This window comes from Shewanella sp. SG41-4 (assembly GCF_014164505.1).
In the GTDB taxonomy this organism is placed as follows: Bacteria; Pseudomonadota; Gammaproteobacteria; order Enterobacterales; family Shewanellaceae; genus Shewanella.
In genome coordinates this window covers 1-23,311 of the sequence record NZ_JACJFI010000044.1, presented here as the reverse complement: position 1 = coordinate 23,311, position 23,311 = coordinate 1, and the positions used below count along the sequence as shown (strand labels likewise).

At 43.3% G+C, this 23,311-nt stretch carries 21 protein-coding genes and 1 pseudogene; 10 read left to right on the top strand and 12 right to left on the bottom strand.

The window, feature by feature from the left end; translation table 11 throughout:
• The coding region (locus H5202_RS06665; protein WP_182771379.1) for an HD-GYP domain-containing protein at positions 1–597 on the top strand (597 nt) is incomplete at its 5' end.
• 151 nt (positions 598–748) lie between these two features.
• Here H5202_RS06665 and H5202_RS06660 read toward each other — a convergent pair.
• Together H5202_RS06660 and ppsR are read right to left on the bottom strand one after the other, a co-directional pair.
• Entirely contained in the window at positions 749–1,813 is a 1,065-nt protein-coding gene (locus H5202_RS06660; protein ID WP_182771378.1) for a 3-deoxy-7-phosphoheptulonate synthase, read from the bottom strand.
• Between the two features lie 205 nt (positions 1,814–2,018).
• On the bottom strand, positions 2,019–2,831 hold the full coding sequence (gene ppsR / locus H5202_RS06655) for a posphoenolpyruvate synthetase regulatory kinase/phosphorylase PpsR (RefSeq protein ID WP_182771377.1): 813 nt from the start codon (positions 2,829–2,831) through the stop codon (positions 2,019–2,021).
• A 126-nt stretch (positions 2,832–2,957) separates the two neighbouring features.
• Here ppsR and ppsA point away from each other — a divergent pair, with 126 nt between their 5' ends.
• The 7 genes from ppsA (at position 2,958) to H5202_RS06620 (ending at position 13,774) form a co-directional block, all read left to right on the top strand.
• Positions 2,958–5,327: a phosphoenolpyruvate synthase gene (ppsA, locus tag H5202_RS06650; protein WP_182771381.1), complete on the top strand. Its 2,370-nt coding sequence runs from the start codon at positions 2,958–2,960 to the stop codon at positions 5,325–5,327.
• A gap of 129 nt (positions 5,328–5,456) precedes the next feature.
• Positions 5,457–8,504, top strand: coding sequence for a D-2-hydroxyglutarate dehydrogenase YdiJ (ydiJ, locus tag H5202_RS06645; RefSeq protein ID WP_182771380.1), 3,048 nt, complete (start codon positions 5,457–5,459; stop codon positions 8,502–8,504).
• A gap of 9 nt (positions 8,505–8,513) precedes the next feature.
• A complete protein-coding gene (locus H5202_RS06640) occupies positions 8,514–8,978 on the top strand; it encodes a DUF1285 domain-containing protein (RefSeq protein WP_182771376.1) in 465 nt (154 codons plus the stop codon).
• 326 nt (positions 8,979–9,304) lie between these two features.
• Entirely contained in the window at positions 9,305–9,724 is a 420-nt protein-coding gene (locus H5202_RS06635; protein ID WP_011637749.1) for a MarR family winged helix-turn-helix transcriptional regulator, read from the top strand.
• 569 nt (positions 9,725–10,293) lie between these two features.
• Complete coding sequence (locus H5202_RS06630; protein ID WP_182771375.1) at positions 10,294–10,563, top strand: DUF211 domain-containing protein; 270 nt, start codon at positions 10,294–10,296, stop codon at positions 10,561–10,563.
• Positions 10,564–10,569: 6 nt separating this feature from the next.
• Positions 10,570–11,154: a hypothetical protein gene (locus tag H5202_RS06625; protein ID WP_182771374.1), complete on the top strand. Its 585-nt coding sequence runs from the start codon at positions 10,570–10,572 to the stop codon at positions 11,152–11,154.
• Between the two features lies 1 nt (position 11,155).
• On the top strand, positions 11,156–13,774 hold the full coding sequence (locus H5202_RS06620) for a cation-translocating P-type ATPase (RefSeq protein WP_182771373.1): 2,619 nt from the start codon (positions 11,156–11,158) through the stop codon (positions 13,772–13,774).
• Positions 13,775–14,577: 803 nt separating this feature from the next.
• Here the strand turns inward: H5202_RS06620 and H5202_RS06615 are convergent.
• Genes H5202_RS06615 through H5202_RS06570 form a run of 10 tightly spaced genes read right to left on the bottom strand, consistent with a single transcriptional unit; the run spans position 14,578 to position 22,491 of the window.
• On the bottom strand, positions 14,578–16,287 hold the full coding sequence (locus H5202_RS06615; protein ID WP_182771372.1) for a Na(+)/H(+) antiporter subunit D: 1,710 nt from the start codon (positions 16,285–16,287) through the stop codon (positions 14,578–14,580).
• Positions 16,277–16,591, bottom strand: coding sequence for a hypothetical protein (locus H5202_RS06610; protein ID WP_182771371.1), 315 nt, complete (start codon positions 16,589–16,591; stop codon positions 16,277–16,279). The genes H5202_RS06615 and H5202_RS06610 overlap by 11 nt, the downstream gene beginning before the upstream one ends.
• Before the next feature lies 1 nt (position 16,592).
• Positions 16,593–18,059 (bottom strand): monovalent cation/H+ antiporter subunit D family protein, encoded by a 1,467-nt coding sequence (locus tag H5202_RS06605; protein ID WP_123777680.1) that lies wholly within the window; start codon positions 18,057–18,059, stop codon positions 16,593–16,595.
• A complete protein-coding gene (locus tag H5202_RS06600) occupies positions 18,056–19,546 on the bottom strand; it encodes a monovalent cation/H+ antiporter subunit D family protein (protein ID WP_182771370.1) in 1,491 nt (496 codons plus the stop codon). The genes H5202_RS06605 and H5202_RS06600 overlap by 4 nt, the downstream gene beginning before the upstream one ends.
• Before the next feature lie 5 nt (positions 19,547–19,551).
• A complete protein-coding gene (locus H5202_RS06595; RefSeq protein WP_011637740.1) occupies positions 19,552–19,911 on the bottom strand; it encodes a cation:proton antiporter subunit C in 360 nt (119 codons plus the stop codon).
• Complete coding sequence (locus H5202_RS06590) at positions 19,908–20,888, bottom strand: DUF4040 domain-containing protein (RefSeq protein WP_182771369.1); 981 nt, start codon at positions 20,886–20,888, stop codon at positions 19,908–19,910. The genes H5202_RS06595 and H5202_RS06590 overlap by 4 nt, the downstream gene beginning before the upstream one ends.
• Positions 20,885–21,244 (bottom strand): monovalent cation/H(+) antiporter subunit G, encoded by a 360-nt coding sequence (mnhG, locus tag H5202_RS06585; RefSeq protein ID WP_182771368.1) that lies wholly within the window; start codon positions 21,242–21,244, stop codon positions 20,885–20,887. Before mnhG ends, H5202_RS06590 begins: the two co-directional genes overlap by 4 nt.
• A complete protein-coding gene (locus tag H5202_RS06580; protein ID WP_011637737.1) occupies positions 21,237–21,518 on the bottom strand; it encodes a monovalent cation/H+ antiporter complex subunit F in 282 nt (93 codons plus the stop codon). The genes mnhG and H5202_RS06580 overlap by 8 nt, the downstream gene beginning before the upstream one ends.
• 2 nt (positions 21,519–21,520) lie before the next feature.
• Positions 21,521–22,042, bottom strand: a complete 522-nt coding sequence (locus tag H5202_RS06575) for a Na+/H+ antiporter subunit E (protein ID WP_259397219.1) — start codon at positions 22,040–22,042, stop codon at positions 21,521–21,523.
• Positions 22,039–22,491: a Rap1a/Tai family immunity protein gene (locus H5202_RS06570; RefSeq protein WP_259397217.1), complete on the bottom strand. Its 453-nt coding sequence runs from the start codon at positions 22,489–22,491 to the stop codon at positions 22,039–22,041. The genes H5202_RS06575 and H5202_RS06570 overlap by 4 nt, the downstream gene beginning before the upstream one ends.
• Before the next feature lie 144 nt (positions 22,492–22,635).
• On the opposite strand from H5202_RS06570, the gene H5202_RS24775 reads away from it, so the two are divergent.
• Together H5202_RS24775 and H5202_RS06560 are read left to right on the top strand one after the other, a co-directional pair.
• Positions 22,636–22,809 (top strand): helix-turn-helix domain-containing protein, encoded by a 174-nt coding sequence (locus H5202_RS24775; protein ID WP_182771366.1) that lies wholly within the window; start codon positions 22,636–22,638, stop codon positions 22,807–22,809.
• A 268-nt stretch (positions 22,810–23,077) separates the two neighbouring features.
• Positions 23,078–23,266: pseudogene (locus H5202_RS06560) on the top strand (hypothetical protein); the annotation flags it as partial.
• Between the last annotated feature and the right edge of the window lie 45 nt (positions 23,267–23,311).

Sequence of the window (23,311 nt, the reverse complement as noted above, 5' to 3'; positions counted from 1 at the left end):
GAGTATCGTGATAATGAAACTGGTGCACATCTCATCAGAATGCAACAGTATGCCAATATGCTGGCAAAACAAAGATTAACCGATGCAGATGTACCGCAAGAGTTAACTGACGCTTTTATTCAAGAAATTAGCCTCTCAGCCATTTTGCATGATATTGGTAAAGTAGGTATTGCAGATCATATTTTGTTAAAGCCAGGTCGCTTGTCGGTAGAAGAGTTTGAGCAGATAAAGGCTCATCCAGTGATTGGAGAAAAAGTGTTAAACAGTTTATTAAAGTATGCCCCTCAGTGTTCATTTATACGAATGGGACGCGACATTGCTGGAGCTCACCATGAAAAGTGGGATGGTAGCGGCTATCCTAATGCGTTGGCAGGAGAATCTATCCCTTTGTCGGCGAGGATTGTTGCTTTAGTGGATGTATACGATGCATTAACATCACCACGATGTTACAAAAGGCCTTTTAGCCATGAAGAGGCTATGGCGCTAATTCTTGATGGAAAAGGCAAGCACTTCGATCCTAAATTAGTTGATAGCTTTATGGTCATTAGTGAACAATTTGCTGTGTTGTCAAAAGCATCTTTATTAGAAGAGGCTTAAGGCTGTTGATGAAGAGGTAGAAACAACAATGCCAGTCCTAGGGACTGGCATTGTTAAACAATATTATAAATTGGCGATACAATATAGCCGCTATATAAACAGGATTTATAGCTGGCTTTGGTTTGCCAGTCTCATATCCATAGCAAAGCGCTTATTGTGTTAGCAATGCTTTACGCTCTTTCGAAGCTTGGGCTAAATCGCGTAATAGTTTTTCAGAGTCAGCCCAATGCAAACACGCATCGGTAATACTCTGGCCATACACTAATGGTTCGTCTTTAATCACTTTCTGATTGCCTTCAATCATAAAGCTCTCTGCCATAATGCCGGCAATTGCGATACTACCACTGCGCATTTGCGCCATAATGCTATCGGCAACATTGAGTTGGTTTTTATGCTGTTTCTCGCTGTTACCATGGCTAAAATCAACCACCATACGTTGAGTTACGCCCACTTTCTCAAGCTGTGCGCGCGCGATTTCAATATCTTCTGCTGAATAATTTGGGGTTTTACCACCACGCAAAATAATGTGTCCAAACGGATTGCCATGAGTACGGTAAACCGCCATTGCGCCATCTTTATCTGGGGAATAAAAAATATGCGGCGCTTGCGCTGCACGTACAGCATCTACAGCGATATTGATGTTACCGTCTGTGCCATTTTTAAAGCCAACAGGGCAAGACAATGCAGAAGCCATCTCGCGGTGGATCTGGCTTTCAGTGGTACGTGCGCCAATCGCGCCCCATGTGATCAGGTCTGCGATATACTGGCCGTTTACCATGTCTAAAAACTCTGTGGCAATAGGTAGTTTTAGTTCAGTGATTTGTTGTAATAACTGACGCGCCATACGTAAGCCTTTATTCGGGCTAAAGCTACCGTCTAAATCTGGATCTGAAATTAAGCCTTTCCAACCGACAATGGTACGAGGCTTTTCAAAGTACACCCGCATTAAAATGCACAAGTCATCTTTTAATTCGTGATGTAAAGCGGACAAACGCTCTGCATATTCTAGTGCTGCTTTAGTGTCATGAATTGAGCAAGGGCCAATGATGACCAGTAAACGCTGATCTTCTCCGGCAATAATTGCTTCTACTTCACGGCGTTGCGCAACCAAGTAGTCTGCCGCATCTTGCGTTAATGGATACTCTGAAGCCAACTGAGCAGGAGAAATAACTTTGCTTAATAAGGTTGTTCTAAGTTCATCTGTTTTAATTGTCATGCGTATTACCGATAAATCGTGAGATGCATTTGCATCATATTGCTCGGGATTATATACCCAAAGAAGTTCAAGATGCGAGGCTTAGCCTCGGATTCTCACGGTTAAAAAACAGATTGCCGTAAAAGGTAAAGACGAATCAACCTAGGTTAAGTTCGTCTTTTGCTGATTTTTATTCTCTTTCAGGCAAAAACTGATTGTTTATAAATTAGAACATATGACGTTCTAAACCGGTAATATCAAGGATTTTGGTGGCAATTTCTTCAACCGAATGATTGGTTGTGTTTACAAAGGGAATACGTTCTTTTTTGTACAGCATCTCGACTTCTTTGACTTCAAGACGACATTGTCTTAATGAAGAGTAGCGACTGTTTTCCATGCGGCTTTGACGTATTTCATGCAAACGATGTGGATCGATGGTTAAGCCAAAGAGCTTTGATTTATTGCGTTTCAATGCTTCAGGTAACTTAAGATTATCCATGTCATCTTCAGTAAACGGGTAGTTTGCAGCCTTTATACCAAACTGCATTGACAGATATAAACTTGATGGCGTTTTACCACAACGAGACACACCTAATAAAATAATGTCGGCTTTATCCATGTGTTTCATGGTTTGGCCGTCATCATTCTCCATAGTGTAGTTAATCGCATCGATACGGGTTTCATAACCATGGTTACTTTTACCATGTGTTCGGTGTAATAAAGGTTTAGCTTGTACACCTAAGTGTTGTTCTAGTGGCGCAACAAAGGTGTTCAAAAAGTCATAATCGACACATTCACTCGAAAAAATTACATTGCGGATTTCAGGATTAATGATTGAGTGGAACACAAGCGGCCTTTCGCCTGTTGTAATAAAACAATCATTTATTTGCAGCTTAACTTTTTGAGCTCGCTGAATCGTTTCAACGAATGGAATCGTAAGTGCTTCAAATTCTATAGGAAATTGCGAAAGTACAGCGTGTCCAAAAACCTCTGCTGTGATCGCGGTCCCATCTGAAATATAGAATACTTTTGGTGTCATTCTGACCTCTTGTAGTAATAAAATTACAAATAAAATTATAGATTTACGCGTGTTGTATGGGAGTGTAAGATGCTATTGCCCTCGTGTGAAGTGGCCACTGAAATAAAAACTTGCGGAGATAAAACTGTGCAGCAATACGTACTCTGGTATCAAGAATTAGGCATGGGCGATGTAAACAAGGTTGGCGGTAAAAACGCATCCCTTGGAGAGATGATCAGCAATCTGGCTAATGCAGGAGTTCAAGTTCCTGGCGGTTTTGCAACGACCTCGCATGCCTTCAATGAGTTCCTTGAACAAAGTGGAGTTAACCAGAAGATTTTTGACATTTTGGCGACATTGGATGTTGATGATGTCAATGAACTGGCAAAAGTAGGTGCTCAGATCAGACAGTGGGTTATCGAAACCCCATTCCAGCCAGCATTAGAAGATGCTATCCGTGAAGCTTACGAGCAGTTGTCGAGCGAAACTCAAGAAGCTTCATTTGCAGTGCGTTCATCAGCTACCGCTGAAGACATGCCTGATGCATCTTTTGCAGGCCAACAAGAAACATTCCTAAACGTTAAAGGTTTTGATGCAGTCATGCTGGCAATTAAGCATGTTTACGCTTCACTCTTTAACGACCGTGCAATTTCTTATCGTGTTCACCAAGGTTACGAACATCAAGGTGTGGCTTTATCTGCTGGCGTACAACGTATGGTACGTTCAGACAAAGCGGCTTCTGGTGTGATGTTTACCATGGACACTGAGTCAGGAAACAATGACGTTGTCTTTATCACTTCATCTTTTGGTTTAGGTGAAATGGTTGTACAAGGCGCGGTTAACCCTGACGAATTCTATGTGCACAAACCGATTTTAGCGCAAGGGCATAAAGCCGTAGTGCGCCGTAATATCGGCAGTAAGCTGATTCAGATGGTTTACTCTGATGATGCAGATCATGGCAAGCAAGTTAAAATAGAAGATGTTTCTGCTGAACAGCGTCGTATTTTCTCTATTAACGATGACGAAGTCATGGAGCTTGCTAAGCAAGCAATGGTTATTGAAAAGCATTATGGCCGCGCGATGGACATCGAATGGGCAAAAGACGGTAACGACGGTAAGTTGTATATTGTTCAAGCTCGTCCAGAAACAGTTCGTAGTCGTGAAGATGTGCAATTAATTGAACGTTATCACTTAAAAACGAAGGGTGACGTGATCTGTGAAGGTCGTGCAATTGGTCATAAAATCGGTACCGGTGTCGCGAAGGTATTAACGTCGATTGATCAGATGGACCAAATTAAACCCGGTGACGTGTTAGTGACCGACATGACAGACCCAGATTGGGAACCTATCATGAAACGTGCTAGTGCGATTGTAACTAACCGTGGTGGTCGTACTTGCCATGCTGCAATCATTGCACGTGAATTAGGCGTTCCGGCTGTAGTAGGTTGTGGTGATGTTACCGACCGTATCAAAACGGGCGACATCGTCACAGTATCTTGTGCAGAAGGCGATACCGGTTTAATTTACTCAGGCAAGCAAGATTTTGAAATCATCACTAACCGTGTTGATACATTACCTCCTTTGCCAATGAAAATTATGATGAATGTAGGTAACCCAGATCGTGCATTTGATTTTGCACGTTTACCTAACGAAGGTGTGGGTTTAGCGCGTTTAGAGTTCATCATCAACCGCATGATTGGTATTCATCCTAAAGCTTTGCTTGATTTCAACGGTCAAACTGCTGAACTGCAAAATGAAATCAATGAAATGATCGCGGGTTATGATTCGCCTGTTGAATTTTATGTTGCGCGTTTAGTTGAAGGTATAGCTACTATTGCTTCAGCTTTCTATCCAAAGAAAGTTATCGTACGTATGTCAGACTTTAAGTCTAACGAGTACGCAAACTTAGTTGGTGGTGACCGTTACGAGCCTGATGAAGAAAACCCAATGTTGGGCTTCCGTGGTGCTAGCCGTTATATCTCTGAATCATTCCGTGATTGTTTCGCGCTTGAATGTGAAGCGATTAAACGTGTTCGTAATCAAATGGGCTTAACTAACGTTGAAGTGATGATCCCATTTGTTCGTACCGTAAACGAAGCATCTCAAGTCATTGAGTTACTGAAAGAGCAAGGCTTAGAGCGCGGTAAAGATGGCTTACGCGTTATTATGATGTGTGAACTACCATCAAACGCTTTGCTAGCTGATCAGTTCCTTGAGCATTTTGATGGTTTCTCTATCGGCTCAAATGACTTAACTCAGTTAACATTAGGTCTCGATCGTGACTCAGGAATCATCAGTCACTTGTTTGATGAGCGTAATGATGCAGTAAAAGCATTGCTTTCAATGGCTATTAAAGCGGCTAAAGCAAAAGGTGCTTATGTAGGGATTTGTGGCCAAGGCCCATCAGATCATTCCGACTTTGCTGCATGGTTAGTTGAGCAAGGTATTGATTCGGTTTCACTTAATCCTGATACTGTCATTGACACTTGGTTATATTTAGCTGAAGCACATGGCTAAATAAGAGTAAAAAATACAAGTAGATTTATGTTTTAACCTGTATTTTTATCAAGTTGTAATAAAAGCCGCTTTTTAGCGGCTTTTTTTTGTTTATAATGGCTGCATATGCCAATAAATAATAAGTCCTCTATGTTACCTTTGCTATCACATAAACAAACATTAGAACCTATCTATCTTGAGTATCTTGACGCGCTTGAACAAAGCGAGTTTGAAGGTGAAATAGACAAGCGTTACAGTGCGCGGCTTATTCAGGCAACCGATAATTCGGTGTATCAATTTTTGCCCCAAGCGGTGATATATCCTCTACATCAACAAGATGTTGAGCTGGTATTATCGTTAGCGGCACAACCACAATATAAACAAGTCACTTTTAGTGCGCGTGGAGGCGGAACCGGGACGAATGGTCAATCGCTTACCCACGGATTAATTTTAGATGTGTCACGCCACTTAAACCAAGTGCTAGAAATTAATGCCGAGGAAGGTTGGGCGAGGGTACAAGCTGGTGTGATAAAAGATGCCTTAAATGACGCTTTACGATCACATGGATTCTTTTTTAGCCCAGACTTATCAACCTCAAACCGTGCAACCGTTGGTGGCATGGTCAATACCGATGCATCTGGTGCTGGTTCATTAGTTTACGGCAAAACCTCCGATCACGTGTTAGGCATAACCAGCGTTCTGATTGATGGTAGCGTATTAACCACCACACCAATTGACCAAGACAAACTGGCTGAGCAACCTTTTGGTGACAACCAACTTGGAAATAGCATTGCTAGTCAAATAGCAGAAGTGTGCCGTGTAAAGCGTGACACCATCATTGAGCGTTTTCCAAAGTTGAACCGTTTTCTCACTGGCTATGATTTAAAGCATGTGTGGAATGATGATTTAAGCCAGTTTGATTTATCGCGTATTTTAACGGGCTCGGAAGGCACGCTTGCGGTGATCACTGAAACCAAGCTAAATCTTACTCCATTGCCGAAAACCCGCATGATGGTCAACATCAAATATGATTCATTTGAATCTGCGTTGCGTCATGCCCCTTCATTGGTACAAGCTAAAGCCACGGTAGTCGAAACCGTTGACTCTAAAGTGCTTAACCTTGCGCGCGAAGATATTATTTGGCATTCGGTTGCCGATCAAATTAAAGCGGTACCCAATAAGACCATTGAAGGTCTTAATATGGTCGAGTTTGCCGGCGAAGATGACGATGTGAAACACAAAGTCGCTTTGCTAGAAGAGATGCTCAGTGGGCAGCTCAGCCAACAACAATTTGGTTTAGTGGGTTTTCAAGTTATTACTGACAGAACTGATATTGACAGTATCTATGCCATGCGTAAAAAGGCCGTTGGCTTATTGGGCGCAACAAAAGGCAGTCGTAAACCATTAGCGTTTGCCGAAGATACCGCCGTACCACCAGAAAACCTAGCCGACTACATTATGGAATTTCGTGCGCTGCTCGATAGCCATAATTTGCAATACGGTATGTTTGGTCATGTTGATGCAGGTGTACTGCACGTGCGACCAGCATTAGATATGTGTGATGTTGCCGACGAGCAATTGCTGAAAGTGATATCTGATCAAGTTGCCGCCTTAACGCTTAAGTATGGCGGTTTAATGTGGGGCGAACACGGTAAAGGTGTCCGTGGTGAATATGGCCCTGCGGTATTTGGTGATGAGCTTTATGCTGTGCTTGAGCAAATTAAAGGCTTGTTTGATCCTGATAACCGCTTAAATCCAGGTAAATTAGTGGCGCCTCCTAAATCTGGCCCATTAATGTTTAACGTCGACAGCGCAAAACGCGGTAGTTTCGACCGACAAATCCCCGTTCAAGTGCGTGATGCTTTTCCAGATGTGATGAACTGCAATGGGAATGGTCTGTGTTTTAATTACAGTAGCTATTCACCAATGTGTCCGTCATTTAAAGTCACTGGCGATAGAGTGCAATCACCTAAAGGCCGTGCTGGATTAATGCGCGAATGGTTGCGATTACTTGAAGCTGAAGGTGTTGATGTTGACGCGTTAGCAAAATCTAAACCACTGGGTTGGATGCAGCGTACTCAAAACACGCTCAACAACCAACGCGACTATGATTACTCGCATGAAGTCATGGAGTCGCTTAAAGGCTGTTTAGCTTGTAAAGCCTGCTCAGGCCAATGTCCGGTTAAAGTTGATGTGCCTAAGTTTAGAGCCCAGTTTTTTAATATTTACTACAAACGCTATTTACGCCCAGCCAAAGATTATTTAGTTGCAGGTATCGAAGACTCTTTGCCACTAATGGCCGCGATGCCTAAATTGACTAATTTGGCCTCGCAAAATCCACTGAGCAAGTGGGTGATTAAGAAAGCCATTGGTTATGTGGATGCGCCTAAGTTATCTGTACCTACGCTAAAACAGCGTTTAGATGGTCATGCTAGCCGTGGTTATGACTTAGATGCGCTATGCGCGATCCCACAAGCGCAGCGCAGCCAACATGTATTAGTCGTTCAAGACCCATTTAACAGCTTTTACGATGCAGGTTTGGTTTATCGGTTTATTCAATTAATCGAAAAGCTTGGATTTAAGCCGGTATTACTGCCATTTAAACCCAATGGTAAACCGACTCATATTAAAGGCTTTTTAGACAAATTTGCCAAAACAGCACAAAACAGTGCTGATTTCTTGAACCGCGTACATGCTCTTGGTATGCCGATGGTGGGGTTAGATCCTGCATTAGTGTTATGTTATCGCGACGAATACAAAGAAGTCTTAGGTCAGCGTCGTGGACCGTTTGAGGTATTATTGGCCAATGAATGGTTAACCGAAGTGGTGGCAACTCGAAGTGAAGCATCTGCTTTAGCAACAGATGCACCGCAATACACTTGGTTTAGTCATTGCACCGAATCGACCGCCAAACCCAATACTGCTAATGAATGGAAAGCTATATTTAGTCACTTTGGTGCCAAGCTAAGCAGTGTTAATTTAGGCTGTTGTGGTATGGCAGGAACCTACGGTCATGAACTTGAAAACTTAGAACGTTCTGAACAGTTATTTGAAATGTCTTGGCAACCAAGCATTGAGAAAATTGCTGCAAATAGCCAAGTGTTGGTGTCGGGTTATTCATGTCGTAGCCAAGTAAAACGTTTTGCAGGTTTTAAACCTCAACATCCTATTGAAGCGTTACTTAAATTACTCGAGTAGGTAAGTAGAATGACAGATGAAACAGCAGCATTAGGTTCGTTTACTCACTCTCAAGGCGTGGCCTTGTGCAGTGAGAATGCGCTGTTTCATATTCAAGCTAATGGTGATTGGCATTATCTAGACAGTCCGTTGCCTGCAAAATTTTCGGCCTTGTTCAGTAGTATTTTGCATTGTATTGATGACGAGTATTTCTTAATTACGCCAGTCGAAAAAGTTAAAGTAACGGTAGAGGCTTATCCATTAATGCTGGTGGACTATCAAGATACATCTTTGGATGCTCATTCAAATAATGAACTGATATTTACCAGTAGCATAGGTGCGCAGCTTCCTGCCATTAATATCGCGGATATTATCGTCACCGATGATGGTATATTCGCGCCAGTAATCAGAGGCTTGGTAGGGCAATTAAACCGAGCCTGTTATTACCGCTACATAAACGAGTACTTATCTTTTGACTCGGCCAATCTTAACTAAAAAATAATAAATAAATATAAAACAGAATCTTATATCGCTAGTTGTGTTGCATTGATTTGCAATAGACTAGCTATTGACGCATCAATGCGCCTAGTTAGCAAAACAAATGACAAGTTTGATATGAAATAGCCTAAATACATTGGTTTAAGTTCGTATTTCCCATCTCTTATCTCGAGTTTAGGTTAAAATATCTTCTATTAACGTATAGAGATGGTAATCTAATTAAAGTTCGGGTGTGTTTGAGTTCGTGTTGATGCTGTCACTGTTTAGTCAGTAACGTCATTAACCTAAAGTGATCATACGGATGACGATGTAGGAGGTATCATTTGAAACGCTTTGAAAGTTTAAGTTACCTGATTTCCCATCTTAATATTGCCTTACAGCAACAACTTGATGTGCGTTTAAAGCGCTACGAGTTAGACAGTAAACTTTGGCCTGTGCTATTCACATTGTGGCAAGAAGAGGGCTTAAGTCAAACTGAGCTGTCTAAGCGATGCGATGTAGCGAATTACACCATGACCCGTCTGTTGGATAACTTGCAAGTTCAGGGATTTATCACCCGTCATCAAGAAGCGGATAACCGCCGCGCATTTCAAATCTTTTTAACTGACAATGGTAAAGCACTCGAACAAGACTTAATTCATGAAGCCGAGTGGGTTAATCAACACTTTTTAGCCGCGTTAACCGTCAGTGAGCAAGACGAATTTATGCGTTTGTTGAATAAAGTGAATCAGTTCAGCCAATAACCTTTTTTATAGCCAGTAGTCACGCACGTCTTAGCGTTTCTGCCACATCTGATGAAAATCGAAGGCATCCAGCCTGAACAGACCAAAAGGGGATCAACAGCTATCCTCTTTTAGATTTTTCGAGCCGTTTCGGCAACATTTCCCCTCGTTACTTAAACAACAGATGCGAAAATTTCGCGATGGGATTGGCTAGCACTTTTATCCTCATTTTTAACGTCTTCTGGCCATCTTATTTGTAAAGATTGAAAATGCTAATGCTTGCGCTGATGCATCTTGAACTGAATGAATCTAATTGATTAAAACTAAGCTTTTGAAAAGTCATTACTTATTAAACTTTATCCTTCTCGTCCTGAATACCATCATAAAAAATCAGCATTATCTAAGCTACAAATCCTTATATTGATGACGCTAGCACAGTTAGAAAAATGGGTGCATATTAGGCTATAAGACATCAAATATTGGCCAAGGTATTCGGTTGCCAAATCAGCCAAAAATAGTAGACATCTCACCACAAATTGATGAGGTTTTTACTATACTTAACAAGAGAAAAGATTATAGGATTATTTATTATGGTTAACGTCAAAAGGGTTGTTCTGGATGTACTTAAACCTCATCAACCTAATGCGCTTGATTTTGCACGAGCCATTGCCGAAACAGGCGTCGATTATCGAGTAAAATTGATTGTTCTTGAAATAGATGAAAACACCGAAACGGTTCAAATACAGCTGTTTGGGAGCGAAATCGATTTTAATACCATTCAATCTGCTATTACCAATATGGGTGGTTCTCTTCACAGTATTGATGAGGTTGAAGTACATAATGAAACGGTTGCCGGTTAACATCTTATGAGTCTGTTAAGTCAGGCCAAGTTTTTATTAGATATCACTCGTACACGGGGTATTGTACGTCGTTATTTTGTGGTTAACGGCTTTGATGGTGCACTTACCATGTTAGGGCTGATAATGGGTTTTATTGTCAGTGCACCCACCGATTTATCAATGGTTATTGGTGTCTGTCTGGGTGCGGCGATTGCGCTGAGCATGAGTGGCATTAGTAGTGCTTACATCAGTGAATCTGCGGAGCGAAAGTATGCTCTGAGTAAACTCGAGAAGGCAATGATTAGTGATCTGCATAATAGTGCGCATGGTGTCGCCTCGCGGTGGGTTCCGCTATTGATTGCATTGGTAAATGGTCTAGCGCCGCTAGTTATTTCACTGTTAATATTGTCGCCATTATGGCTATCTATTGCCGGCGTTAACCTTCCTTTTCCACCGCTTTATTCCGCCATTTTTGTCGCACTGCTGCTCACTTTTTTATTGGGTGTATTTCTTGGCCGCATATCAGGGATCACATGGTTACGCAGTGGCATACAATCATTACTGGTTGCGGTGCTAACAGCTTCGCTTATTTACTTCATAGTCGGAAACTAAAATGTCATCAACAAAATGGCACAGTTTACAATCTGTAGATGTTCTACAGCGGCTTGACTCTTCTCTAACGGGTCTTAGCACTCAACAAGCAAAAAAACGCCTGACTGAATATGGACATAATTCTATTATCCAAAAAAAACGACGTTCCCTGCTGTTCATTTTACTTGGGCAGTTTTCTGATTTTATGATTGTTGTACTGCTGGTAGCTGCACTGATTTCGGGTTTTCTAGGAGAGCCACAAGATACCATTGCAATTTTGGTGATCGTATTACTTAATGCGATTATCGGTACCGGGCAGGAATTCAGGGCCGAGCGAGCAGTGGCGGCACTGCGAAAAATGGCAGCACCGGATGCATGTGTATTACGCGATGCACATGAAGTGACTATTGATGCAACAGCGTTAGTGCCGGGCGATGTTGTTATGCTAGAAGCTGGAAATATTGTGCCTGCTGATTTGCGCTTACTCGAAGAGGAAGAGCTGCTGGTCGATGAATCAGCCCTGACTGGTGAATCACATGCAATAGAAAAGCAAACAGAAGTGTTAACTGATAAAGAGTTAGCCATTGGTGATCGCTTAAACCTAGTATTTAAGAGCAGCATGATTATTCGTGGCCGTGGCATCGGGGTGGTGGTTGCCAGCGGCATGGAAACCGAAATAGGCCAAATAGCAGGACTGCTACAAAATGAAGCGAGTGTAAAAACACCACTACAAAAGCGATTGTCTCGTTTTGGCAGCTACCTTGCGTTGAGCGTACTGGCAATATGCATCCTGGTGTTTGTTGCAGGCTTACTACAAGGACAGTCAATATTATTGATGTTTTTAACCACGGTAAGCTTAGGTGTAGCAGCGATACCCGAAGCACTTCCGGCGGTGGTGACCATTTCACTTGCTTTGGGTGCACGTAAGCTGATACGACATAATGTGCTCGTGCGTAACTTACCCGCAGTAGAAACCCTCGGTTCAGTTACCTATATCTGTACTGACAAGACCGGTACCCTGACACAAAATCTCATGACAGCGGAGTTATTTTTTGTTGCTGGAGAGCTGCGACAATCAATGCCTGAGTCAGAAGCCAGTATTCCATGGACTGAGCTTGGCCAAGCCATGGCACTGAATAATGACATCATGGAAAAAGACGGCAAACCTGCAGGTGAGCCGACCGAACTAGCACTGTTCGAAGCTGCTCACATGGCCGGATTTGATAAGTTTATCCTGGAACAAGCAAAGCCACGTATAGCTGTTATTACGTTTGATAGCGAACGAAAACAGATGACAACCTTGCATCAAACATCCGATGTTGTGACTGCGTACATCAAAGGCGCGCCAGAGCAGGTACTACAGCAATGTATTCAGACATTAAATACCAATGGGGTTACAGCATTTGAATTAGCGGCCGTGTTGGCTGAAGCGGCACAGTTAGCAAATAAAGGTTACCGTGTACTGGCATTTGCAAAACGTGAATTAAGCTGTTTGCCAGATCCGTTGGACGCTGAGGCGGTGGAGCGAGAACTCACCTTTTTGGGGCTGGTGGCGCTGATCGATCCGCCGCGACCCGAAGTACCTCAGGCCGTAAAAGATTGTCTCACAGCGGGAATTATTCCGGTAATGATCACTGGCGATCATCCGGGTACCGCGTTTGCGATAGCACAACGTTTGGGAATTATAGATAACGATAGGGCGATGCTAAGTGGTGATCAACTCGCTAAAATACCTGATGAAGAATTCTCTCGCCTAGTAGACTCGATACGGGTGTACGCAAGGGTGACGCCGGAACAAAAATTACGTATCGTTAAAGCATTGCAAGACAAAGGCGAATTTGTCGCTATGACCGGCGATGGCGTCAACGATGCACCGGCATTAAAGCATGCCAGTATAGGTGTCGCCATGGGGCTGAAGGGAACCGATGTGGCCCGCGAAGCTGCGGATATGGTGTTATTGGACGATGACTTTTCTTCTATCGTGCGAGCGATACGGTCGGGGCGCCGTACCTTTGATAATATTCGCAAATTTATCAAATATACTTTGAGTTCCAACACTGGTGAAATCTGGACCTTATTCCTTGCACCGTTTCTCGGGTTGCCTATTCCTTTACTGCCGATTCATATCCTGTGGATTAACCTAGTGACCGATGGACTGCCGGGTCTTGCATTAACCACCGAGCCAGCCGAACCGAATATAATGAGTCGTGCGCCCAGCCCTCCAAAGGAAAGTATTTTTTCTCATGGTATGTGGCAACATATTATCTGGGTAGGATTGTTCATTGGTGGAATATCCATTGCGACTATGGCGTGGGCTATTTCTCGTGACGTTGTTTATTGGCAGACAATGGTGTTTACGGTATTAACGGTATCGCAGTTGTTTCATGCCCTGGCAGTTCGCAGCGAGAATACTTCATTATTGCGCATTGGTTTATTCAGTAATTTACCTATGTTAGGGGCATTTCTGATGACGTTGTTATTACAGATGATAGTAATTTATACGCCTGCGTTAAACACCATTTTTCACACCCAACCTCTGCCAATGGCTGATCTTTTTGTCTGCATGTTTATATCTTCACTTATTCTGTTTGCCGTCGAGATTGAAAAATGGCTAATGCGCCGTGGTGTTATATATGCATAATCTCATATATGAATAATGTGTTAGCACTATGGCCTACGGCTACTAACTTCGTGGCGCTTTGCCACATCAGAACAAGAGGGAATCAACGGATGTTTCCTCTTCACTCTTTTAAAAAAATTGCCCCAGCCGCCCCGCAACATTTTTATCTTTTCTTCAACGGCCTCAATTTAAATATGGAATTTGTCCAAAATATGTCAGCTAATTAGATTTGAGCTTTTCCTATTTGGCTTTCATCTATAGACAACTATGTGGCTAAATCGAAGATCGCTAAATTACAGGTGTAGATGAGTCAGCGAGTATCTAAAACATGGCTAGCCAAGATCTGCCTCAAAGCAATTTCGAGCGACTATTCATTCACAATATACTTATATCAGTTGGCCATAAATTTACTCATGCTAGCAATGAGATTGGTTTCAATATCAATTAATTTACAAGAATGAATCTAAAAAAATGGCTAACCTTAGTTAGCTTATAAAGTAATGTTAGTACCAAAGGTAAAGCGGATATTAATGGCTAGTTCATTTTGAGATAGTCGCTAGAAAAATGGCATCTTTTTCTACGTTTCAGCACCATAGAACCTTCCCATAGAGTGTTATGTTTATTTGTACTGCTATAATTGATTTGTGCTAAAACTCCGCCTAAGTTTATCGTTATGAAAACACAGAAATGTTAATAATGGTATGTTTAACCCTAGCCTTCAGCCCCCCCACAAAACCCATCTTCAACGCGTGTAAGATTAACTATCTAATCTGAAAAGTTACTATGTCAAATGGAGTCAAGTTAAAAATTTGCTCCCAGTGCAGCTAAAAGTAGTACAACAACACGTAGGCTGATAGCAACCCAGCGATCCATAGCACAGTAGTGCCCACGGGCCAAGAGCGCGCGAACACGCCGCGCTCTTGGCTATCTGCTGTATGCGGTTGGCCTAGATAACGCACTGCCATACGTTGTAAGAATTTCTGCAAGCGGTTTCGTTGTTGCGTAACTATTTCACCTAGTGAGCTAAGTGCTCGTTCGATCAACTTAACCAATGAAAAAGCCGCACGTCGCCAAAGCCAATCTGTGTCGAGGCTAATCGTCATGGTACGTTTCATTAGTGGCAATAATACGAAGAAAGCCAATCCTGAAAATAGTAGCAACTGCAGGTAGAACAGCACTTTGCCAATAGAGTACGGTTGGTAGTCAACAGGGTAGGGTAATAGGGCATAAAGCGTTTCTGGGAATACACCCAGTAAAATGCACATGCTAGCAAAAATGATCATCGCCAACCCCATATTCCATGGCGCATCTTTTGGCCTTAAACCTGAGTCTTTTTGGAAAAAAACAAACCATGGGAATTTGATGCCAGCATGAAGGAATACACCAGCCGATGCGGCGGTTAACGCCATGTAAACCCAAACTAAATCCCCATCGACAGCTGCCTGGGAAATCATGCTCTTTGTGGTAAAACCTGAAGTCAGTGGAAAACCTGAAATTGCTAGCGCGCCAATAATACCGCAGACGCAGGTAAGTGGCATGGTGCGAAATAGACCACCCAGCTCCATACATTTATTTTTCCCAGTGCGGTATATAACAACCCCAGCACTCATAAACAGTAGCGCTTTATATATAATATGTGCAAAAGCATGAGCCGTAGCCCCATTAAGTGCCATTTCGGTACCAATACCTACGGCAACAACCATAAAACCGACTTGGTTAACCACGGAGTAGGAAAGAATACGGCGCACATCATTTTCCAATAATGCGAAAATAATACCGTACATAACCATAAATAGACCTATGCCAATCAGCACTGGTTCGCCTGGGAATAATAATATCAGTGCCAATACAGCTGTTTTAGTTGTAAATGCCGACAGAAATACTGAACCAGTGGGTGTGGTTTCTGGGTATGCATCGGCTAGCCAAGCTGACACTGGTGGTGCCGCGGCGTTTATCAATATGCCAATAAGTATCATCCATGTACTGAAATCTGTTGCCAGCATAGGTTGGATTTGGATAGAACCAGTCCCAAGTACGACACCTACAATTCCAACTTTAAGTATTACGCCACCGAGAAAATGCATGATGGCATAACGTATTCCAGCTGCGCGTGAATCTGGCGTACCACCACACCAAACCACAATAGTAGAGAATATCGCCATTAGTTCCCAGTAGACGAACATAGTAATAAGATCTCCGGCAAAACAGACTCCTATAGCACCTGCTGCGTATGTAAAGGCTGCGGCAAGTTCATACCAACGAGCTATACGAAAAGAAAAGAGACCTCCAACAAACACCATTATTGTAAAAATAGTCGCAAATAATCGCCTTAGCGGACTACCTTCGACAGGTTCAATGTTGTATGAAAGAAATTTTACCGTACTCTGGACACCGTCAGGGATCTGCCATATAGCCAATAGGGTAATAATTGGGGCTATTAATATGACCGCTGTTCGTGCGTGCCCTTTAACAAAACATATCAGTACAGCAGCAATTAGCAGGATAAATGCTGGAGAGAAAAATTCAAACCCCATTGCTATTCTCCTTTACCTTGTCATGACTAGGTACTGAGGTTTTTATTTGCTCTGGTTCATCATAATAATCCAGTGGACGTTTTAGAAACAGACCTAATAATTTCGCTATTAATACCATCACCAGGCAACTGACAAATCCGTAAACGGCACCGAACCCAAACCAGGCATCAAAGCCGAAATAACCCTTAACGTATATTACTGTCTGCGCAAGCACCACCAAGGTCAGTACAACACTGAAACCAATCCAGAGCTTACGAATAGTTGACGGCCGTACTAACCAGTGTAATTGTGTTTCGTCATTCATTTTAACTGAGCCCCTTAACAACTTGGCTTGCCAATTCAATTACTGGACCGTTAAACAAAAAGAAAGCGAGTGTCAGTATGGCGGTCAGAGTCAATGCCAACACAGCTAAAAACGGTGCTTCACCGTGTTCCTTGTCACCTTCTTTTTCGTGCTCAAACCAAACTATGTATAAAATAGGCAAAAAGTAAGCTGCATTAAGAAGGGTACTGACAATTATGGTGAATACTGCCACTAGATTGTTTGCTTCGAAAGCTCCGGCCAAAATGTACCATTTGGAGACGAACCCCGCAGTGGGAGGGACACCAATCATACTTAATGCACCAATTGTAAACGCCGCCATTGTCCATGGCATACGTCTACCAATACCACGTAATTGATGAATTTCGGTCTTTTTAGAGGCAACATAAATTGCGCCAGCAGCAAAGAACAATGTGATCTTACCAAAAGCATGAGCGACCATATGTAAGGCGGCGCCAACCTCAGCGAGTGGTTTGAGAATGGCTGAGGCCATGACTACATACGATAATTGGGCAATAGTGGAGTAGGCTAGCAGGCGTTTGATGTTGGTTTGGCGCATTGCAACAAGACTAGCAACAATGATGGTAAATGCCGCAACATATAACAGCCAACCTGAGCTGGGTGATTCAAATAGATATTCAATCCCAAATATATAAATGATTATCTTAGTGATAGCAAAAACACCGGATTTAACTACCGCAACGGCATGTAGTAAGGCACTCACTGGGGTGGGGGCTACCATAGCCGCGGGTAGCCATTTATGCATCGGCATGACAGCCGCTTTACCAATACCAAATACAAATAGTGCCAGAAGTAACCCTATTTCTGGGTCATTCAACTTACCAGCGAGGATCCCGCCGGTAGTAAAATCACCTGTACCTGCCACTGTATAAGTCCAGATGATAGCAGGAAGGAACAAACCAATAGATGTACTCAGTAAAACACCCAGATAAATCCTTGCCGAACGTATCGTAGCTGCATCGCCTTTATGTGCTACCAGGGGGTATGTCGAGAGTGTTAATAATTCGTAGCATAAAAATAGAGTGAATAGATTTCCAGCGAAAGCAACACCAACAGTGGCTGAAAGAGCTAACGCGAAGCATACAAAAAATCGAGTTTGGTTTTTCTCTTTATTACCGCGCATGTAGCCAACGGAATATATCGAGTTGATCAGCCAAAGCCCAGATGCTAATGCCGCAAATAGCATGCCCAGAGGTTCAACAGTAAACGCAATACTTAGTCCAGGCATCACCTCGCTTACTTCTATTGAGGGTCTCCCGCCTTCCATAAGAGTAGGAATGAGTCCCCATACCACCCAGATTAATGAAACAGACGTAATAGCCGTTGCAGCTTCGCGAATATTAGGACCTATACGCCCAGCAAGAGAAATAGCCAGAGCTCCTACTATTGGAAGACCAATGGCGACTAATATGGTAGTTTCTGGTGTCATTTTGAACCCTCCAATAGAAGGGCTGCAGCACTATTTGCGAGTTCTAATGGAACCTGTGGAAACAGTCCGAAGTATATATTGAGTAGCGCAACAAAACCGGTAACTAATAACATTTGTATTGGTGCTTCAGATGTTGGGCCTTCTCCTTCGACAGGAGCTTGGAAGTAAAGCGCCTCAACGATGCGCCAAACATAAACCACCGCCATCAAGGAACTGACTAGGATAATTGCTACTAGCCCACCCCCCCAAGGACCGCTTTCCAAAGCTGCGGTGATAAGGAGCCATTTACTAATAAACCCTGCAGTACCAGGCACGCCGATTAAGCTCAAACCACACACAACAAAAGCAGCACAAGTCCAGGGCATACGAGCTGCAGCACCACCGAGTTGATCTAGGCGCAAGTCACGATACTGATAAGCTAGGCAAGCAACTGCCAGGAACAAGCCACCTTTTGCTAGCGCATGGTTGAACATATGCATTGCGCTGGCGCTTAGTCCAGCCATGCTTACAAAGCTAACACCAAGCAAAATATAGCCTATTTGTGCTATAGATGATGAAGCAAGCCGCCTTTTAAGATGTCCTTCGAACATCGCAACTGCAGAAGCAATAAGTATTCCGAGAATTGACAATGGCATCGCAAACAATGCGAACTGAACTTCGTGATCCTCAAGCGTGGCTTGAAATACCATATAGTCAAATCGGATAAGTACATACAGTGCAACCTTGGTCGCGCAAGCAGCGAGAAACACGGTCACCATGTGCGGAGCATGTGTATAAGCGTTTGGCACCCATACATGCAAAGGAAACACAGCAGCTTTAAGGGCCAACCCAATAGTGATGAATCCAGCAGCAACTAGAACTGGATTTATATCGGTCACATCACCGAGGCGATCTTGAATATCGGCTAAGTTAAGCGTGCCGGTCATCATGTAGATTAGACCTACACCAATTAGATAAAAGGTTGCGCCAATAGTGCCCATCATTAGATATTTGAAAACGGCTGGAAGAGCCCGACGGTCTGGACCACCAGCTATTAATATGTAGCTAGCCAGAGATGAAATTTCCATGAAAACAAAAATATTGAAGGCATCTGCTGATACGACAATACCCACCAGTCCAGATAAAACCAAAAGCCAGGCCGCATAGAAAAGTGGTTGGCGTTCTAATTCTATTTGCTGATCAATACTTGGTTTGGCAGCGAGTAAGGCTGCTGTGCTGGCTCCCGTGATCACCAGCAAAATAATGGCACTAAACGTATCAACCGACAGTGCTATGCCATAAGGTGCCGGCCAGCCCCCCATAGCGTATTGGAGGGCGTGTCCGTCTAAAACAGCCAAAGTGAGCGCAACGGCGATGGAAAAACTAACTAGTGCAGCAGCAGTTGCTCCGGCCCAAGCTAAACCTCGCGGTTGTAACATGACGATAAGTGGTGCCGACAACATCGGTATCACAACTTGCAAAGCAGGAAGGTGTGCTAATAAATCCATAGTAGTCAGTCGGCATCCAAAATTTCGTTTTCTTCGATCGTGCCATAACATTCTTTGATACGTACAACCATGGCCAGTCCCAATGCGAGGGTAGATACTCCCACAACGATGGCTGTTAATATCAGTACCTGTGGTACTGGGTTTGAAAATATTTGATCTTCTACACCGCTTTGTATGATGGGGGCTGTCCCGCCTTCTACCTTGTCCATAGTAATATACATAAGGAATACAGCAGATTGAAATATGGATAATCCAATGAGTTTTTTTATCAAATTGGTTTTGCTAATCACGGCATACAGTCCCACCGTTAAAATGATAGCGAATACCCAATAATTGAAATAGCCCAGCAGTTCTAATAGTTTCATGACAATCTCTCTCGGGCAGCGAACGCATGGAAAATAGCCAGAAGTGCACCACATACCGCCATGCCAACGCCAGCCTCGATAATTAAAATACCCAGCTGTTGCCCAAACACAGGGTCAGCGGCTAGTACTGAATAATCTAGAAATGTTCCTCCCATCAACATGCAAGCCACACCCACGCCGCCATATAGCAATGCACCGCCTATAACCATGCCCAACAGCACCCCACGAGGTATTGCGCGCAATGCTTCGGATTCGCCTTCGAGCAACGCGTAAAGGATTATGCCTGTGGCAATAATTGCACCAGCTTGGAATCCTCCGCCAGGGCCATATTCGCCATGGAATTGTACATAAAGACCAAATAACACGATAAATGGTATCAGCAATCGGCCGACTACTTGGGGGATCAGATGGTGGCGTAGACCACTACTTTTTTTAATCACTGGCTGATTTTTTCGTGAAGGGCTCACACCAAGGATGAATAAAACCCCGATACAAGCAGCGAAAACAACAAACACCTCGCCCAGCGTGTCATAGCCTCGAAAGCTGCCAAGAATTGCGGTGACCACATTGGGAATATCGATATATTCAGGCGTTTTTTCTAGATACCAAGGCGCAAGATGTTGATGCACTGGGGCATCAGGGTCACCGAGCCGTGGCTTGTCGAAAGTGGCGTATATTATGAGCAATGCCAGAACGCCCACAGTGCCTAGAGCTATCCACCGACCTCCATCTCGAGCTTTTTCCCGGTCACCAGTCAGCTCTAATGCACAGAGGAAGATTACCGTTGTCACTCCAGCACCCACCGCGGCTTCTGTTAGTGCTACATCAGCAGCGTCCAAAATAAAAAAGTTGGCCGCCATTAGTAAACTGAAAATAGATGTCAGCATTACCGCGACAAACAGGTCGTCGGTGCGCACTATAGCAATAGCGGTAATGACGAGAAGGGTCAGTAGGAATAGCGCAAAAATTAAGATCATTCTCCAGCCCCCTCTTTGGGTAAGTTGTTAGCCTTGGGTGCGTCGCTAGCGCTTCCATCGTCTGGCTTGAGACCGGATAATAGCGCAGCATTGGCCAACGCATAGGTAGCAGTTGGGCCAGTCAGCAGCAAAAACAGCATAATAGCAAACAGTTTAATAGCGGCTAGAGACAAACCTGCTTGTAGGATCATACCAACAAAAATTAAGATAGTCGCCATGGTATCAGTAAGACTGGCGGCATGAATTCTGGTGTAAAAGTTTGGCAGGCGCAGGCCGCCTATACCGCCGATTAACACGCAGGCACCACCTAGAACGAGTAAAATCCAACTCAGAATATCTATCGCGACATCAATCATTTTCTGCCTCGGAATCAGATTTTCTACGGGAACGATTTTGGAAAAAATTTAATACTGCAAGAATCCCGACCATATTGACCAGAGCGTAGGCCAACGCAAGATCAAGAAAATCAGGCCGACCGTAAAGAAATGCAATGACGGACAGTAACAATACGGTCTTGGTACCAAACACATTGACTGCCAGTACGCGATCGTAAACGCTTGGTCCTTTAAGAGCTCTCACTAGGGCCAATACCATGGTCACCAAAATGGCTATAGAGACAACAATATACATAATTAGCGGGGCTCCAGAGCTGCTACTCGACGATTCGCTTCGCCTTTTTGTAATTCTTTTGCACTTTCACTGGTCAGGCAATGAATCAATACTTTCCCCTCGTGTAAATCCAACGTGACGGTTCCCGGAGATAGGGTAATGGAATTGCCAAGAATTACTTGGCCCACGTCCGTTCTGGCTTCCGCTTCAAGCACAACCACGGTTGGGCTTATAGGCATAGAGGGTTTCAGGATTAGCTTGGCTACGTCCAGACTCGAAATAATAATCTCTCGCAACAGCCACAACCAATAGCCAGGCAGGCGAGGCATAAGTCTAAGCAAATTTGTATGATGCCGGAAAAAGCCCATACGATGTGCCAAGTAAACGCTGAGCAAGCAGGACAAAGCCCCCAAACTCATGACCAGTGGTTTGTAGAGTCCCGACCAGAGAAGCCAAGATATTGCTAAAATAAGCAGGAGTAGCAAAACAGACGAGAGTCTTGTTTCGCCGCGTTGAAACGTATGCTGGGTTAGAGTTAAGCTCATAGTTTGCAGGGATAGTTTTTCAGTAATGATTTATAGACGACTTCCATCGCCGCTTCACTTTCTTCGCTGTTATCTGTTTGGGCTGCTAGATCGGTGACGATAACGTTAACTACATCGCGCAATGGCAGCGGATCTCCTAGGCAAAAACCGGCTAGGCCTGCTGCTCTGGAACGGTCTAAACGGTTTGGCATACGAGTGCGAATCGCGCGTTCCGTGAAGGTCTCTTTACTTGCAAGGGCACTTTCCGCATTTAGCATGACTCTTGCATCGGTCGCTATAGCACCATCTATAAAGCCTTGAATATAGCGGACACAATACTGACCATCAACGCTTTCTGGTTCAGAGTTAAACAGTGCACAGTGCGACGAAAGTTCTTGAGCCGTCAGTACTTCTACTGCCTTAGCAGGTGGTACTGACAATAATTGAACGGCCAAAAAAGCGAAAACCATTAAGGGGAAACTATTTTTTGACATATAAATCCTTTTTCTCTAATGATTTAACTTTATACAATTAATCATAGTACTAAAAGTCTATTTTAGTTTTTTTTTCATCAATAAAAAATTGATAATGTATTTTGAGGAAATAAACATTAGATGAGAGAAAAGTACATTAGGGAATCATATGGTAAGTTTAATTATCATCACTTACAGTATTTTCATACGATAGCGACATATGGCAGTATCGTTCAGGCATCAAAAGTCATGCATATTACGCCACAAACGCTTAGTGCTCAGTTAAACTTATTAAAAGTTCAATTAGGACATTAGTGGCCGCAGGCCATATCCTAAACCAACGCCGATATTTTCACTGCGTAGTTCTATATGGTCACTGAATAATGGGCAGTGACAAATGAGCTACCATCAAGGCAGGTTATGCAAACCATTTGAAGAGTCATCGCGAATAAGTGACTAATGTTAAACTCGTTTTCGCTTCGCTACACATTTAAACTAACTAACTAACTAACTAACTAACTAACTAACGAACTAACTAACTATTACATACTCCATAGTGGAGCAAGTGCCAAAAGGATTTTGAATGCAAAGGAATGGTTTACTTGTCATTGCAGGTTGTTTAAGCATCTTCGCTGCCTTGCTACGCATCAGTTGTATATTTGGCGGCCCAGACTGGTATCTCTTTTTTGGTGCTGGTGAAAAAATGGCTAAGATGGCTGCTGACGGTGATATTTATCCTAGCATTGTCACATTGATTATCGCTGCAGTTCTTTGAATTTGGGGGCTTTACGCATTTTCGGGCGCGGGCTTAATTGTT